Origin of the sequence: Mycolicibacter sinensis (assembly GCF_001673565.1) — a bacterium.
Classification (GTDB): Bacteria; Actinomycetota; Actinomycetes; order Mycobacteriales; family Mycobacteriaceae; genus Mycobacterium; species Mycobacterium sinense_C.
In genome coordinates, this window is sequence record NZ_LZMF01000024.1 from 21,381 (window position 1) to 37,842 (window position 16,462).

Genomic DNA, 16,462 nt, shown 5'->3' on the forward strand with positions numbered 1-16,462 from the left:
CGATGATCCGAGGCGCCGTCGGAGCGCGTGATATTCGCAGGTGGGTTACCCGGGCGTAGAACTCACGAGTAACCCATTAGCTGCAGAAACGGCACAGGTTCTTATGACACTCTTACTGCTGTAGCGCGGCCGCGACGACGCGAGAGCCCGCTGCCCGCCCAGGGGACCAGCCGGTGATGCCGGCCGACGACGAATCAAGACGCGATATGCCAGAGCAGGGGAGATATTTAACGTGACGATCCACGAACACGACCGGGTGTCCGCCGACGGCGCCGGCTCGGGGCCGCTCGCCAACGCCTCGTCCGCTCTGGTGGATCGTCTGACGGCCGGCGAGCCGTACGCGGTCGCCTTCGGCGGTCAGGGCAGCGCCTGGCTGGAGTCGCTCGAGGAGCTGGTGTCCTCGGCCGGGATCGAAACCGAGCTGGCCACGCTGGCCGGTGAGGCCGACCTGCTGCTGGAGCCGGTCGCCAAAGAACTCGTCGTGGTGCGGCCCATCGGCTTCGAGCCGCTGCAGTGGGTGCGCGCGCTGGCCGCCGAGGACCCGGTTCCCTCGGCCAAGCAGCTGACCTCGGCCGCGGTGTCGGTCCCGGGCGTCCTGTTGACCCAGATCGCCGCGGTACGGGCGCTGCAACGTCAGGGCCTGGACCTGTCGGCCACCCCACCGGTCGCCGTCGCGGGGCACTCGCAGGGCGTCCTGGCCGTCGAGTCGCTGAAAGCCGGTGGTGCCACCGACGTGCAGCTGCTCGCGATCGCCCAGCTGGTCGGCGCCGCCGGAACTCTGGTGGCCCGCCGCCGCGGCATCTCGATCCTGGGCGACCGCCCGCCGATGGTGTCGGTCGCAGGCGCCGACCCGGAGCGTATCCAGCAACTGCTGGAGGAGTTCGCCACCGACGTGCGCACCGTGCTGCCGCCGGTGCTGTCCATCCGCAACGGCCGGCGTGCGGTCGTTATCACCGGTACCCCCGAGCAGCTGTCCCGCTTCGAGCTCTACTGCGAGCAGATCGCCGACAAGGAGGCCGCCGAGCGCAAGAACAAGCTGCGCGGCGGTGCGGTCTTCGCTCCGGTCTTCGAGCCGGTGCAGGTCGAGGTGGGATTCCACTCGCCGCGGCTGTCCGATGGCATCGAGATCGTCGGCCAGTGGGCGGCCACGGTCGGCCTCGACGTCGCTTTGGCCCGCGCGATGGCCGAGTCGATCCTGGTGGACCAAGTCGACTGGGTCGACGAGATCACCGCTTTGCATGACGCGGGCGCCCGCTGGATTCTGGACCTGGGTCCCGGAGACATCCTGACCCGGCTGACCGCACCGGTGATCCGCGGCCTGGGCATCGGGATCGTGCCGGTGGCCACCCGCGGCGGGCAGCGCAACCTGTTCACCATCGGCGCGGTGCCGGAGGTGGCCCGGCCGTGGACGAGCTACGCCCCGTCGGTGGTGCAGCTGCCCGACGGCCGGATCAAGCTCGACACCAAGTTCACCCGCCTGACCGGCCGGTCGCCGATCCTGCTGGCCGGCATGACGCCGACCACGGTCGACGCCAAGATCGTCGCCGCGGCCGCCAACGCCGGACACTGGTCCGAGCTGGCCGGTGGCGGGCAGGTCACCGAGGAGATCTTCAACGACCGGGTCGCCGAGCTGACCACCCTGCTGGAGCCGGGTCGCACGGTCCAGTTCAACTCCTTGTTCCTGGACCCCTACCTGTGGAAGCTGCAGGTGGGCGGAAAGCGCTTGGTGCAGAAGGCCCGTCAGTCCGGTGCCCCGTTCGACGGACTGGTGATCAGCGCCGGCATCCCCGAGCTCGAGGAAGCCGTCGAGCTGATCGCCGAGCTCAACGAGGCCGGCATCAGCCACGTCGTGTTCAAGCCCGGCACCGTCGAGCAGATCCGGTCGGTGATCCGCATCGCCGCCGAGGTGCCCACCACCCCGGTGATCGCGCACGTAGAGGGCGGCCGCGCCGGCGGTCACCACTCCTGGGAAGACCTGGACGACCTGCTGCTGGCGACCTACTCGGAGCTGCGCTCGCAGCCCAACATCACCCTGTGTGTCGGCGGCGGCATCGGCACCCCCGAGCGGGCCGCCGAATACCTGTCGGGGCAGTGGTCGCAGGAACACGGCTTCCCGTTGATGCCCGTCGACGGCATCCTCGTTGGCACCGCGGCGATGGCCACCAAGGAGGCCACCACTTCGCCGGCAGTGAAGCAGATGCTGGTCGACACCAAGGGGACCGACCACTGGATCGGCGCCGGAAAAGCCCAGGGCGGCATGGCTTCTTCGCGCAGCCAGCTCGGCGCCGACATCCACGAGATCGACAACACCGCGTCGCGGTGCGGACGGCTGCTCGACGAGGTCGCCGGCGACGGCGACGCGGTCGCGGCCCGCCGCGAGGAGATCATCGCCGCACTGGCCGACACCGCCAAGCCGTACTTCGGCGACGTCACCGAGATGACCTACGCGCAGTGGCTGCGCCGGTACGTGGAGTTGGCCATCGGCGACGGCGACTCGACCGCCGACACCGCCTCACCGGACAGCCCCTGGCTGGCCGACACCTGGCGGCAGCGGTTCGGCTCGATGCTGCAGCGCGCCGAAGCCCGGCTCAACGAGGTCGAGTCCGGCCCCATCGAGACGCTGTTCGCCGATTCTGAAGAGGGACAGGCGATTCTGGAGCGCCCGGCGGACGCCATCGCCGCGCTGGTGGCGCGTTACCCCGACGCCGAGACCGTCGTGCTGCACCCGGCCGATGCACCGTTCTTCACCCAGCTGTGCAAGACGCCGGGCAAGCCGGTCAACTTCGTGCCGGTGATCGACAAGGACGTGCGTCGCTGGTGGCGCAGTGACTCGCTGTGGCAGGCGCACGACGCCCGCTACGCCGCCGACCAGGTCTGCATCATTCCCGGCATCACCGCCGTCGCGGGTATCACCCGGGTTGACGAGCCGGTCGGCGAGCTGCTGGACCGCTTCGAGCAGGCGGCGATCGACCAGGTGCTGGCCAACTCCCAGAATGACGGGGCGCGGCCGCGCCTGGTGACGGCGCGCCGCCAGGGCCGCAGCGACGTGACCGGCCCGCTGGCCGTACTGCTCGACGCCCCAGATGTGCTGTGGGCCGCTCGCACCGCCACCAACCCGGTGCACCGGATCGCCGGTGCCGACGAGTGGCAGGTGCACGAGAACCGCACCGCCACCCACCCGACGACCGGGGCGCGCCTGGAGGTCGTTTCGGAGTCGGCCGTCGTGCTCAGCGTGCCGCTGTCCGGCGTCTGGATCGACATTCGCTTCACTGTGCCGGCATCCGTCGTCGATGGCGCCACCCCGCTGGTCTCCACCGAGGACGCCGCCGCCGCGATGCGTTCGGTGCTGGCCATCGCCGCCGGCGTCGACGGCCCGGAGGCACTTCCTCCGGTGCGCGACGGCGCGGCCACCGTGACGGTGGCGTGGAACCCCGAGCAGGTCGCCGACCACACCGGGGTGACCGCCACGTTCGGCGCGCCACTGGCGCCGGGACTCTCGACGGTGCCCGACGCGCTGGTCGGTCGTTGCTGGCCCGCGGTGTTCGCCGCGATCGGCTCGGCTACCACCGACGCCGGGTTCCCGGTCGTCGAAGGCCTGCTGTCGCTGGTGCACCTGGACCACGCGGCGCGCCTGCATGCCGCGCTGCCGGCCGACCCGGCCGAATTGACCGTCACCGCAACGGCTTCGGCGGCCACCGACACCGAAGTCGGCCGCGTCGTCCCGGTCTCGGTCACGGTCTCCGCGGCCGATGGAACGGTGCTGGCCACCTTGGAGGAGCGCTTCGCGATCCGCGGGCGCACCGGCGCAGCGGAACTTACCGACCCGGTCCGGGCGGGTGGCGCGGTCTCCGACAATGCCACCGACACCCCGCGCCGCCGCCGGCGCGACGTCACCGTCACCGCACCGGTCGACATGCGGCCGTTCGCGGTGGTCTCCGGAGACCACAACCCCATCCACACCGACCGGGCCGCGGCCCTGCTGGCCGGCCTGGAATCACCCATCGTGCACGGCATGTGGCTCTCGGCTGCGGCCCAGCACGTGGTGACCGCCACCGACGGCCAAGCCCGGCCGCCCGCGCGGCTGCTCGGCTGGACCGCGCGCTTCCTGGGCATGGTCAAGCCGGGCGACGACGTCGACTTCCGGGTAGACCGCGTCGGAATCGACCTGGGCGCAGAGGTTTTGGAGGTGTCCGCCCGGATCGGGTCGGACCTGGTGATGTCGGCGACCGCCCGACTGACCGCGCCGAAGACCGTCTACGCGTTCCCGGGCCAGGGTGTCCAGCACAAGGGTATGGGCATGGACGTCCGCGCCCGCTCCAAAGCGGCACGCAAGGTCTGGGACTCCGCGGACAAATTCACCCGCGACACCCTGGGCTTCTCGGTGCTGAACGTGGTGCGTGACAACCCGACTTCGCTGATCGCCGCCGGCGTGCATTACCACCACCCCGAGGGGGTGCTGTACCTGACGCAGTTCACCCAGGTCGCCATGGCGACAACAGCTGCCGCGCAGGTCGCCGAGATGCGCGAGCAAGGTGCCTTCGTGGAGGGCGCTATCACCTGCGGGCACTCGGTCGGTGAGTACACCGCACTGGCGTGCGTCAGCGGTGTCTTCGAACTGGAAGCGTTGCTGGAGGCCGTATTCCAGCGCGGATCGAACATGCACGACATCGTGCCGCGAGACGCCATGGGGCGGTCCAACTACCGGCTGGCCGCCATCCGGCCCTCGCAGATCGACCTCGACGACGCCGACGTCACCGCGTTCGTCGCCGACATCTCCGAGCGCACCGGCGAGTTCCTGGAGATCGTCAACTTCAACCTGCGCGGTTCGCAGTACGCGATCGCCGGCACGGTGGCCGGCTTGGAGGCACTGGAGGCCGAGGTCGAGCGGCGCCGGGAGATCTCCGGCGGTAAGCGGTCCTTCATCCTGGTTCCCGGGATCGACGTGCCGTTCCACTCGAGTGTGCTGCGCATCGGCGTCGACGACTTCCGGCGTTCGTTGGAGCGGGTGATGCCGCACGGCAAAGACCCGGCTCTCATTGTCGGGCGCTACATCCCCAACCTGGTGCCCAAGCCGTTCACGCTGGACCGAGAGTTCATCCAGGAGATCCGCGACCTGGTGCCGGCCACCGCACTCGACGAGATCCTGGCCGACTACGACACCTGGCGTAACGAGAAGCCGTCCGAGCTGTGCCGCAAGGTCGTCATCGAGCTGCTGGCCTGGCAGTTCGCCAGCCCGGTGCGCTGGATCGAGACCCAGGACCTGCTGTTCATCGAGGACGCCGCCGGCGGTCTGGGTGTCGAGCGGTTCGTCGAGATCGGGGTGAAGACCGCGCCGACGGTCGCCGGACTGGCCACCAACACACTCAAGTTGCCCGAGTACGCCCACAGCACAGTGGAAGTGCTCAACGCCGAGCGGGACGCGGCAGTGCTGTTCGCCACCGACACCGACCCCGAGCCGGAGCCCGAAGAGGAAGAGCCGGTTGCGGATTCCGGCGCTGACGCGCCTGCCGAGGTTGCTGTGGCGGCCGCACCGGCGCCCGCCGCTCCGTCGGGGGGCCCGCGCCCCGACGACATCGGGTTCGACGCCGCTGATGCCACCCTGGCGCTCATCGCGTTGAGCGCCAAGATGCGCATCGACCAGATCGAGGCGCTGGACTCCATCGAGTCCATCACCGACGGTGCGTCGTCGCGGCGCAACCAGCTGCTGGTCGATCTGGGTTCGGAGCTGAACCTCGGCGCCATCGACGGCGCCGCCGAAGCCGACCTGTCCGGACTGAAGTCGCAGGTCACCAAGCTGGCGCGCACCTACAAGCCGTACGGCCCGGTGCTGACCGACGCGATCAACGATCAGCTGCGCACCGTCTTGGGGCCGTCGGGCAAGCGGCCCGCCGCCATCGCCGAACGGGTGAAGAAGACCTGGGAGCTCGGCGACGGCTGGGCCAAGCACGTCACCGTCGAGGTGGCGCTGGGCACCCGCGAGGGCACCAGCGTCCGGGGCGGCGCCCTGGGTGGCCTGCACGAGGGCGCGCTGGCCGACGCCGCCGCGGTCGACAAGGTGATTGATGCGGCCGTTGCGGCCGTCGCGGCCCGCCGCGGCGTGGCCGTCAGCCTGCCGTCGGCCGGCGGGGGCGGCGGTGCGACCGTGGATGCCGCCGCACTCGGGGAGTTCACCGAGCAGATCACCGGGCGCGACGGCGTGCTCGCCTCGGCGGCCCGACTGGTGCTGGGCCAGCTCGGGTTCGACGAGCCGGCGACCGTTCCGGCCGGCGCCACCGACAGCGAGCTCATCGACCTGGTGACCGCCGAGCTGGGGTCGGACTGGCCGCGGCTGGTGGCGCCGGCGTTCGACGGGCGCAAGGCGGTGCTGTTCGACGACCGCTGGGCCAGCGCCCGCGAAGACCTGGTCAAGCTGTGGCTGACCGACGAAGGCGACATCGACGCCGACTGGCCGCGGCTGGCCGAGCGCTTCGAGGGCGCCGGCCATGTGGTCGCCACCCAGGCGACCTGGTGGCAGGGCCGCGCCCTGGCGGTCGGCCAGCAGATCCATGCGTCGCTGTTCGCCCGGATCGCCGCAGGCGCGGAGAACCCGGGCCGGGGCCGCTACTGCGACGAGATCGCAGTGGTGACCGGCGCCTCGAAGGGCTCGATCGCCGCGTCGGTGGTCGGCCAGCTGCTCGACGGCGGTGCGACCGTCATCGCGACCACATCCAAGCTCGACGAGGAGCGCCTGGGCTTCTACCGCAACCTCTACCGTGACCACGCCCGCTTCGGCGCCGCGCTGTGGGTGGTTCCGGCCAACATGGCCTCCTACGCCGACATCGACGCGCTCGTCGAGTGGGTGGGCAACGAGCAGTCCGAAAACCTGGGGCCGCAGTCGATCCACCTCAAGGACGCGCAGACGCCGACGCTGCTGTTCCCGTTCGCGGCACCCCGCGTGGCCGGCGACCTCTCGGAGGCCGGCTCGCGCGCCGAGATGGAGATGAAGGTGCTGCTGTGGGCGGCGCAGCGACTGATCGGTGGCCTGTCGAAGATCGGCGCCGAACGCGACATCGCCTCCCGGCTGCACGTGGTGCTGCCCGGATCGCCCAACCGCGGCATGTTCGGCGGTGACGGCGCCTACGGCGAGGCCAAGGCCGCACTGGATGCCGTGGTGTCGCGCTGGAAGGCCGAGTCGTCCTGGGCGTCTCGGGTCAGCCTTGCGCACGCCCTGATCGGCTGGACCCGCGGCACTGGCCTGATGGGCCACAACGACGTCATCGTCGACGCTGTCGAGGAAGCCGGCGTCACCACCTACTCGACCGAGCAGATGGCGGCCATGCTGCTGGGCCTGTGCGACATCGAGTCCAAGGTGGCCGCGGCCAACGCGCCGATCGAGGCCGACCTGACCGGTGGCCTGGCCGAGGCGAACCTGGACATGGCCGAGCTGGCCGCCAAGGCCCGCGAGGAGATGACTTCGGAGGCCGCGCAAGACGACGAGCCGGCGCAGGGGACCATCGCCGCCCTCCCGTCACCGCCGCGGGGCCACAACCCGGCGCCCCCGCCGGTCTGGGAGGACCTCGACGTCGACCCGGCCGACCTGGTGGTCATCGTCGGCGGCGCCGAACTGGGCCCGCTGGGCTCGTCGCGCACCCGCTTCGAGATGGAGGTCTCCGGCGAGCTGTCGGCCGCCGGGGTGCTCGAGCTGGCCTGGACCACCGGACTGGTCAAGTGGGAAGACGACCCGACGCCGGGCTGGTATGACACCGAAACCGGTGAGCTCATCGACGAGTCCGAGCTGGTCGAGCGTTACCACGACGCGGTCGTGGAGCGGGTCGGCGTCCGCGAGTTCGTCGACGACGGCGCGATCGACCCCGACCACGCCTCGCCGCTGCTGGTCAGTGTGTTCCTGGACAAGGACTTCTCGTTCGTGGTGTCCAGCGAGGCCGACGCGCGGGCGTTCGTCGAATTCGACCCCGAGCACACCGTGGTGCGCCCGGTGCCGGACTCGTCGGACTGGCAGGTGATCCGCAAGGCGGGCACCGAGATTCGGGTGCCGCGCAAGAGCAAGCTGTCGCGCACGGTGGGCGCTCAGATCCCGACCGGGTTCGACCCGACGGTGTGGGGGATCAGCCAGGACATGGCCACCTCCATCGACCGGGTGGCGCTGTGGAACATCGTCGCGACCGTGGACGCGTTCCTGTCGGCGGGCTTCACCCCGACCGAGCTGATGCGCTGGGTGCACCCGTCGCTGGTGGCCAGTACCCAAGGCACCGGCATGGGTGGCATGACCTCGATGCAGACCATGTACCACGGCAACCTGCTGGGCCGGTCCAAGCCGAACGACATCCTGCAGGAGGTCCTGCCGAATGTGGTTGCTGCGCACGTGGTTCAGAGCTACGTCGGGTCCTACGGAGCGATGATCCACCCGGTGGCCGCATGTGCCACCGCGGCGGTGTCGGTCGAAGAGGGTGTCGACAAGATCCGGTTGGGCAAGGCCGAGCTGGTGGTCACCGGCGGCTACGACGACCTGACCCTGGAAGCGATCATCGGCTTCGGTGACATGGCGGCCACCGCCGACACCGAGATGATGCGGGCCAAGGGCATCAGCGATTCGAAGTTCTCCCGTGCCAACGACCGGCGCCGGCTGGGCTTCGTCGAGGCCCAGGGTGGTGGCACCATCTTGCTGGCCCGCGGCGACCTGGCGGCCAAGATGGGCCTGCCGGTGCAGGCGGTGGTGGCCTACGCGCAGAGCTTCGCCGACGGTGTGCACACCTCCATCCCGGCCCCCGGCCTGGGTGCACTGGGTGCCGGCCGGGGCGGCAAGGACTCGATGCTGGCCCGCTCGCTGGCCAAGCTGGGCGTCGGTGCCGACGACATCGCGGTGATCTCCAAGCACGACACCTCGACGCTGGCCAACGACCCCAACGAGACCGAGCTGCACGAGCGGCTGGCCGACTCGCTGGGCCGCGCGCCAGGCGCACCGCTGTTCGTGATCAGCCAGAAGAGCCTCACCGGGCACGCCAAGGGCGGTGCGGCGGTCTTCCAGCTGATGGGGTTGTGCCAGGTGCTGCGCGACGGGGTCATCCCGCCCAACCGCAGCCTGGACTGCGTCGACGACGAGCTGGCCACCGCCGGGCACTTCGTCTGGGTGCGCGAGCCGCTGCACCTCGGGGAGAAGTTCCCGCTCAAGGCCGGGCTGGTCACCAGCCTCGGGTTCGGCCACGTGTCCGGTCTGGTCGCGCTGGTGCACCCGCAGGCGTTCCTGGCGGCACTGGACCCGGGCCAGCGCGAGGCCTACCTGGAGCAGGCCTCCGCCCGTGTGCTGGCCGGCCAGCGCCGGCTCGCCTCGGCGATCGCCGGCGGTACGCCGATGTACGAGCGGCCCGCGGACCGGCGGTTCGACCACGACCACCCGGAGAAGCGCCAAGAGTCGGCGATGCTGCTCAACCCGGCGGCCCGGCTCGGCGACGGCGACGTCTACATCGGCTAGCGTTAGCTGCCGTGGGAATCGTTGGTGTCGGGATCGACCTCGTGTCGATCCCCGACTTCGCCGAGCAGGTCGACCAGCCGGGGACGGTGTTCGCCGAGACGTTCACGCCCGGTGAGCGCCGCGACGCCTCCGATAAGAGCTCATCGGCGGCGCGGCACCTGGCGGCCCGCTGGGCGGCCAAGGAGGCGGTGATCAAGGCCTGGTCGGGGTCGCGGTTCGCCCAGAAACCGGTGCTGCCGGAGGCGATTCACCGCGACATCGAGGTGATCACCGACATGTGGGGGCGTCCGAAGGTGCGGCTCTCCGGGGAGATCGCCAGCCACCTGGCCGACGTGACGATCCACGTGTCGCTCACTCACGAAGCCGACACCGCTGCCGCCGTCGCCATCCTGGAGGCCACTTGACGCCGAGCAGGCGTGAATGCCCCCAATGTGGTGCGTCGTAGGGTGCTTTCATGTCTGCTCGTCGTAGTGAACTGATCCAGCGAGTCCGCGACGTCCTGCCGTCGGTGCGGGCCGACTTGGAGGATCTGGTCCGCATCGAATCGGTGTGGGCCGATCCGGCTCGCCGGCCCGAGGTGCAGCGCAGCGCGCAACTGACCGCAGACCTGCTGAGCCAAGCGGGATTTCCCGACGTGCAGATCGTCGCCGAGGGCGGAGCGCCGGCGGTCATCGCCCGTTATCCGGCACCCGACGGCGCACCGACCGTGCTGCTCTACGCCCATCACGATGTGCAGCCCGAGGGCGACGCGAACCAGTGGGCATCGCCGCCGTTCGAGCCGACCGAACGCGGCGGGCGGCTGTATGGCCGAGGCAGCGCCGACGACAAGGCGGGCATCGCAACGCATTTGGCGGCATTCCGGGCGCACGGCGGCCGTCCGCCGGTCGGCGTGACGGTCTTCGTCGAAGGCGAGGAGGAGTCCGGCTCACCGTCGCTGGGGGCGCTGCTGTCCGCGCACCGCGAAGCCCTGAGCGCCGACGTGATCATCATCGCCGATTCCGACAACTGGAGCACCGATGTGCCGGCGCTGACGGTGTCGCTGCGTGGGCTGGCCGACTGCGTGGTCGAAGTCGCCACCCTCGACCACGGCCTGCACTCCGGGCTGTGGGGCGGGGTGGTGCCCGACGCGCTGACGGTCTTGGTGCGGCTGCTGGCCGGCCTGCACGACGACCACGGCAACGTCGCCGTTGCCGGTCTGCATGAAAGCACCGCGGCGCCAGTCGATTACCCGCCGGAGCGGGTGCGTGCCGACACCGGCCTGCTGGACGGGGTGACCGAGATCGGCTCCGGTTCCGTGCCGCAGCGGTTGTGGGCCAAGCCGGCGATCACTGTCATCGGCATCGACACCACCAGCGTTGCGGCGTCCTCGAACACGCTGATCCCGCGCGCACGCGCCAAGATCAGCATGCGGGTGGCCCCCGGCGGTGACGCCGCGGCCCACCTGGACAGCCTGACCGAGCATCTGCAGCAGCACGCCCCCTGGGGCGCGCAGGTGAGCGTCACCCGCGGCGACATCGGCCAGCCCTACGCGATCGACGCCACCGGCCCGGTGTATGAGGCGGCCAGGGCCGCGTTCGCGCAGGCCTGGGGCGTCGAGCCGGTCAATATGGGGATGGGTGGCTCAATCCCGTTCATCGCCGAATTCGCCGCCGCCTACCCGCAGGCGACCATCCTGGTGACCGGAGTCGAAGATCCGGCCACCCAGGCGCACAGCATCAACGAGAGCCTGCACCTGGGCGTGCTGGAACGCGCTGCCACCGCCGAGACGCTGCTGTTGGCCAAGCTCGGTGAGCAGGCCAGCGGGTAGATCAAGGACCGTCGGCTGCCGCCTCCAGGGCGGCAATGTCGAGTTTGACCATCGTGTACATCGCCTGCTTCACCCGATACACCCGGTCGGGATCGGGATCGGTCATCAACTGCGACATCCGTTGCGGAATGACCTGCCAGGACAGGCCGTAACGGTCGGCGAGCCAACCGCACTGGACTTCTCTGCCGCCCTCGCCCAGCGCATTCCAGTAGTAATCGACCTCGGCCTGGTCGGCGCAGTAGATCTGGATCGACATGGCCTCGTTCAACGTGAAATCCGGGCCGCCGTTGATAGCGGAGAACTGCCGGCCGTCCAGCTCGAACAGCACCTCCAGCGGACTGCCATCGCGCTCGGGATTTTCTGCGCCCCAACGGGAGACCTCGGTGATCCTGGAATTGGGAAAGATCGACACGTAATACTCGGCGGCGTCCAGTGCCTGGGTGTCGAACCACAGACTTGTCCGGATGACCGGCACGGCTGCTCCTTAACGGTTGGCGGCTAGACCGACAGATCGCGTCGCAGTTTCGCCACATGCCCGGTGGCGCGCACGTTGTACTGGGCCTCGGCGATCTTGCCGTTCTCGTCGACGACGAACGTCGAGCGGATGACGCCCTGCACCGTCTTGCCGTACATCTTCTTCTCCCCGAACGCGCCCCAGGCCGCCAGCACGCTGCGGTCCGGGTCGGACAGCAGCGGGAACGTCAGCCCTTCGGCGTCGCGGAACTTGGCCAGCTTGGCCGGCTTGTCGGGGGAGATGCCGACGACGTCGAGCCCGGCGTCGTTGAATTCAGCCAGGTTGTCCCGGAAGTCGCAGGCCTGTTTGGTGCAGCCGGGCGTCGATGCTGCCGGGTAGAAGTAGACGACCACCCGTCGTCCCCAGTAGTCGGCCAGTGACACGGTGTTGCCGTCGGCGTCGGGAAGGCTGAACGCCGGGGCTTCATCGCCAGGCGCCAGGCGTGCGGTGTCGGTCAACAACTACCCCTTTCTGCTCGCCGGAGCGTGAGACCAGGCCCGGCTGCTCTAGGGTAGTTCGGCAGGGGCAGCATCGGGCGGACAGGGAGGACGAGACGTGGCGGAGCGCGATCCCGAGCGGATCAAGAAGGACATCGACCAGGCACGCGAGCAGCTGGCGTCGACGGTGGACATTCTCGCGGACCGGGCCAACCCCCGTCACCTCGCCGAGCGAGCCAAAACGCGGGCTGTCAGCTTCGTCACCCAGCCGGCGGTGATGGTCTCGCTGGCGGGGGTCGGCGGCCTGCTCGTCGTCCTGGCGATCCGGCGAATCCGCAACCGCTGAGGCATCTACGCAATAGCGCGAAATCTGGTTCTAAGCGTTTGAAGCCGTCGGTGTTGAGGAATACAGTCGCAGTGAAATTTCGCTCGCAGTCGCGGCCCCGACATCACCCCTGGTGACCGGCGCGTACCCGACAGCGCGGCGACGAGCAGTGTGTATGTCCGGTCCTGGCTGCCAGATCGTCAAAGCGACGGAAGAACCGAGACTGTCGCAATAATCGGGGTCACTTCAAGGAAAGCCGTCCAGCCAGACTGCGACGCCACCGTGACCCGCGCACGAACCGCGCCGATGATTCGAGAATGAATACGTGCCATCTCGGCACTTCGCGGTCGCTCCGCCGGGTGACGAATCGGATGTGGCCGGTTTGGGTACGCATGTGCCATTCGCGTCCCGGTAGCACCTGGAAGCCGGCTGCGATGTCGTCTGAAGGCTGCTCGTCGGCCGCCAATCGCGTGGGTCCGGTTTCATATCTTCGCCCCACGACCGGACCAGTGCCGCAAGGACCGCGACGACGAGAACGATGGCTGCCAGGACCAGAAGCCACTTCCACAAAGAGGTGCTAGTCGTTGTGGCCGCTGCTCCAGTTGTGTCCGTTCCAGCAGTGGCTTCCGACGACCTGGCGGCTTGGTCAGCTCCAGGCGGCAAGCTTCGGGAAGTCGCAAACCAGCGCTCGGAGATGCTCTTGAACCGCGTCACCTGTTCATCGGGAAGCCCGTACTCCTCCGCTCGGCGGTGGACGCGTCGCCAGACGAACCCGTATTCCTTGGCGACATCAGCGCTCGGCACGGTGCCTGTGGCGGGCGGTATCGGCGAGTAGGGGTACTCGTCCGGCGGGGCGGGATAGCCGGGGGCAGGGAATCCTGCAGCGCGTTGAGCGACCCACAGCCATGCGACCGTGTCGGCATCAGTTCTCCGCTGTGTCTCTGCGACGACTTCGTCGGGCGCCAAGCTCGTAATGGTTTCGATCGGATCACCGTGGGCATCCCCCTTATCACCGAATCCGGTGACGATGGCGTAGTTCGCGGGACCCTGGGAACAAGGGACAATCACCCACTGTCCGGGAGCCGGGGGTTCGCGAAAGGGCCAGTAGTAGACGCATCCGCCGCCAGATCCATCGTCGGGCACCGGCTTGGCCAGGGAGCGGTACGCGACCCGGACTATCGTCGCCCCCACGCCGATGCCGGTGTTGCTGTCGTCCGAGTCGCGCATCAGCAGGCACTGAGTACTCGGGCGAGGGCGTCGTGCTCTGGTGGGGTTATCCACAGTTCGTATCGGGTCTTCACGTCGACGATTCGTGTTGCATAGGTACAGCGGTAAGAGGTCCGCGGCGGGAGCCACGAGGCGGCGTCGCTTGACCCCTTTTGGTCGTTGACTGCCGCAGTTGTCGTTTGGAGGTTGATCGGGTCGTTGGCGAAGTTCCTGCGGGTCATGTAGTTCCAGTCCTGGGCGCCTTTCTGCCAGGCGTCGAGGATAGGCACGATGTGGTCGATCTGGATTCGGCTCGACGACCCGGGTCCGCGCTGATAGAGCAGCGTTTCGCCGCTGTAGGGATCGTTGAGTATGCCGGACAGGACGATGCAGGATTTGCGGCCCGGCTTGAAACCGGCTCCGGTGAGGTCGCGTCGGAGGATGTCGTTGCGGGTGTCGCAGCCGTTGTGGCCGCCTTCCACGGTGACGTCGTCACTCCATGGGCTGCCGAACAGGGCGCGGTCGTAATTGGTTTTTGGTGCACGGCCTTTGATGGGGAGCGCGGCAAGCTTCGCCAGAGCTGGGCTGTCCGTTGCGGTTACGGCGCGCGATGTAGTGGTGACGTAGGTCGGCGTGACGGCCGTTGGTGTGTTCGACGATCCCGAGTCGACCGCCAAGATGGCTGCGATGTAGACAATCGCGCAGGCGGCAGCGGTGAGAAACGCCATCCGAGCTGGTCTACTGAGGGACATCGGTTTACCAAGTGGACGATCCGCTCATGCCGACGAGAAGTGCGGCGAACTGGCCCGGGACGCGCAGCATGGGCGTGAGTTTAGGCGTGTCCCCAATTTCTCTAAGGTCGTTTTAGAAAAATTTCCCGACGTCGGGGGAAGCCCGCAAAGCTGCGGGTTGCAGTGGTGTCGGGTGCGGATGGAGTGTCTGGAGTGCAGAACGGACCCGCGCTGCGAGCCGTGACAATCGACAACTCTCTGAGCTGTGCGCCGTCAGGGTTTCGAACCCCGGACCCGCTGATTAAGAGTCAGCTGCTCTACCAACTGAGCTAACGGCGCTGGGCGGTCAATACCGCGAGGAAGACAATAACAGGCGGGGCACCGCCAGGCGAAATCCGCTGGTGCCGGGCGGCGATCGCACAGATCGGCAGTACCCCCGATTAACCACTAGACTGCGTGCGAGCAGTTTGAGCTGGGTCAGGTGGGAAAGAGTTATGGGGCAGGTTGGTTCGACGCGCCACTGCCGGGGGTATCGGTCCCGGCTGGCGGCATTGCTGATGGTGCCGGTCGCGGTATTGGGCCTGAGCGCCTGCGGCGGCAATGCCGACGCCGAGGCGACGAAGATCATCACCGACAAGGGCACCCCGTTTGCCGACCTGCTGGTGCCCAAGCTCACCGCGTCGGTCACCGACAAGGCCGTCGGCGTCGCGGTGGATGTGCCGGTGACGGTGACCGCCGAGGACGGCGTGCTCGACTCGGTCACCATGGTCAACGAATACGGTTCGGTGGTCGACGGTCGACTCAGCCCCGACGGGCTGACCTGGTCGACGACCGAGCCGCTCGGCTACAACAAGCGCTACACGGTGAACGCGAAGTCCCTCGGGCTGGGCGGGGTTACCAGCCGGCAGATGACGTTTCAGACTCACTCGCCGCAGAACCTGACCATGCCCTACGTCATGCCCCGCGACGGCGAGGTCGTCGGCGTCGGCCAGCCGGTGGCGATCCGGTTCGACGAGAACATCGCTGATCGTGCGGCGGCCGAGAACGCGATCAAGATCACTGCCGACCCGCCGGTGACGGGCGCGTTCTACTGGTTAAACAATCGCGAAGTGCGGTGGCGCCCACAGTCGTTCTGGAAGTCCGGCACCAAGATCGACGTAGCGGTCAACACCTATGGCGTGGATCTGGGCAACGGCGTGTTCGGCCAGGACGACGCATCGAGTCACTTCGTCATCGGCGATGAGGTCATCGCGTCGATCGATGACGACACCAAGTCGATGGTGGTGCGGATCAATGGCGAAGTGGTCAAGACCATGCCGGTGTCGATGGGCAAGGACAGCACGCCGACCAACAACGGCACCTACATCGTCGGCGAACGTTTCCCGCACATCGTGATGGATTCCTCGACCTACGGGGTGCCGGTCAACTCACCCAACGGGTATCGCACCGACGTGGACTGGGCCACCCAGATCTCCTATAGCGGGATCTTCGTGCACTCGGCGCCGTGGTCGGTGGGCGCGCAGGGATACTCCAACGCCAGCCACGGCTGCATCAACGTCAGCCCGAGTAACGCGCTGTGGTTCTACGACCACGTCAAGCGGGGCGACGTGGTGCAGATCCGCAACACCATCGGGCCGCTGCTGCCCGGCACCGAGGGCCTCGGCGACTGGAACGTGCCGTGGTCGGAGTGGGAAGCCGGCAACGCCGCCGGACCGACGCGGTAGCGCCGAGCGGGTGTTCGCGGCTCAGACGGGGGCCGGCTCGCTCTCTTCGTGCAGGTACTCTTCGCCGCCATTGGGATACCCACCGCCGAACGTGGTGATGTGCACGTGGTCGTAGTGGCCATTACCGCGGCCGCTGGGCCCAGCCGGCGTGTAGTAGGTGCCGCGCCAGATCGCGTCCTGTAGGGCGAACCGGCCGGCGTTGCGCAGGGCGTACGCCACGATCTGGTCACCGAGCGCGATGCCCTCGGG

At 68.6% G+C, this 16,462-nt stretch carries 9 protein-coding genes, 1 tRNA gene and 1 pseudogene; 5 read left to right on the forward strand and 6 right to left on the reverse strand.

Annotated elements, in window-relative coordinates; translation table 11 throughout:
* Window positions 1–232 precede the first annotated feature (232 nt).
* Genes A5648_RS04330 through A5648_RS04340 form a run of 3 tightly spaced genes read left to right on the forward strand, consistent with a single transcriptional unit; the run spans window position 233 to window position 11,276 of the window.
* Window positions 233–9,469 carry a type I polyketide synthase gene (locus tag A5648_RS04330; protein WP_065023356.1) on the forward strand — a complete coding sequence of 3,079 codons (9,237 nt, stop codon included), beginning with the start codon at window positions 233–235 and terminating at the stop codon, window positions 9,467–9,469.
* An 11-nt stretch (window positions 9,470–9,480) separates the two neighbouring features.
* On the forward strand, window positions 9,481–9,873 hold the full coding sequence (gene acpS / locus A5648_RS04335; protein WP_065023357.1) for a holo-ACP synthase AcpS: 393 nt from the start codon (window positions 9,481–9,483) through the stop codon (window positions 9,871–9,873).
* A gap of 50 nt (window positions 9,874–9,923) precedes the next feature.
* Window positions 9,924–11,276, forward strand: coding sequence for a dipeptidase (locus tag A5648_RS04340; RefSeq protein WP_065023358.1), 1,353 nt, complete (start codon window positions 9,924–9,926; stop codon window positions 11,274–11,276).
* Window position 11,277: 1 nt separating this feature from the next.
* On the opposite strand, the gene A5648_RS04345 is transcribed toward A5648_RS04340, so the two are convergent.
* Window positions 11,278–11,751, reverse strand: coding sequence for a VOC family protein (locus A5648_RS04345; protein WP_065023359.1), 474 nt, complete (start codon window positions 11,749–11,751; stop codon window positions 11,278–11,280).
* 23 nt (window positions 11,752–11,774) lie between these two features.
* Complete coding sequence (gene bcp / locus A5648_RS04350) at window positions 11,775–12,248, reverse strand: thioredoxin-dependent thiol peroxidase (RefSeq protein WP_065023369.1); 474 nt, start codon at window positions 12,246–12,248, stop codon at window positions 11,775–11,777.
* A 97-nt stretch (window positions 12,249–12,345) separates the two neighbouring features.
* Between bcp and A5648_RS04355 the strand changes: the two genes are divergently transcribed.
* A complete protein-coding gene (locus A5648_RS04355) occupies window positions 12,346–12,573 on the forward strand; it encodes a DUF3618 domain-containing protein (protein WP_065023360.1) in 228 nt (75 codons plus the stop codon).
* 225 nt (window positions 12,574–12,798) lie between these two features.
* Here A5648_RS04355 and A5648_RS25020 read toward each other — a convergent pair whose 3' ends face one another.
* The 3 genes from A5648_RS25020 to A5648_RS04365 form a co-directional block, all read right to left on the reverse strand.
* Window positions 12,799–13,779, reverse strand: coding sequence for a DUF3761 domain-containing protein (locus A5648_RS25020; RefSeq protein ID WP_207511596.1), 981 nt, complete (start codon window positions 13,777–13,779; stop codon window positions 12,799–12,801).
* Entirely contained in the window at window positions 13,779–14,486 is a 708-nt protein-coding gene (locus A5648_RS04360) for an HNH endonuclease family protein (RefSeq protein ID WP_342707238.1), read from the reverse strand. Before A5648_RS04360 ends, A5648_RS25020 begins: the two co-directional genes overlap by 1 nt.
* Window positions 14,487–14,755: 269 nt before the next feature.
* A tRNA-Lys gene (locus A5648_RS04365) sits at window positions 14,756–14,828 on the reverse strand.
* Between the two features lie 155 nt (window positions 14,829–14,983).
* Between A5648_RS04365 and A5648_RS04370 the strand changes: the two genes are divergently transcribed.
* Window positions 14,984–16,213 (forward strand): L,D-transpeptidase, encoded by a 1,230-nt coding sequence (locus A5648_RS04370; RefSeq protein WP_065023362.1) that lies wholly within the window; start codon window positions 14,984–14,986, stop codon window positions 16,211–16,213.
* Between the two features lie 21 nt (window positions 16,214–16,234).
* Here A5648_RS04370 and A5648_RS04375 read toward each other — a convergent pair.
* A pseudogene (locus A5648_RS04375) lies at window positions 16,235–16,462 on the reverse strand (hypothetical protein); the annotation flags it as partial.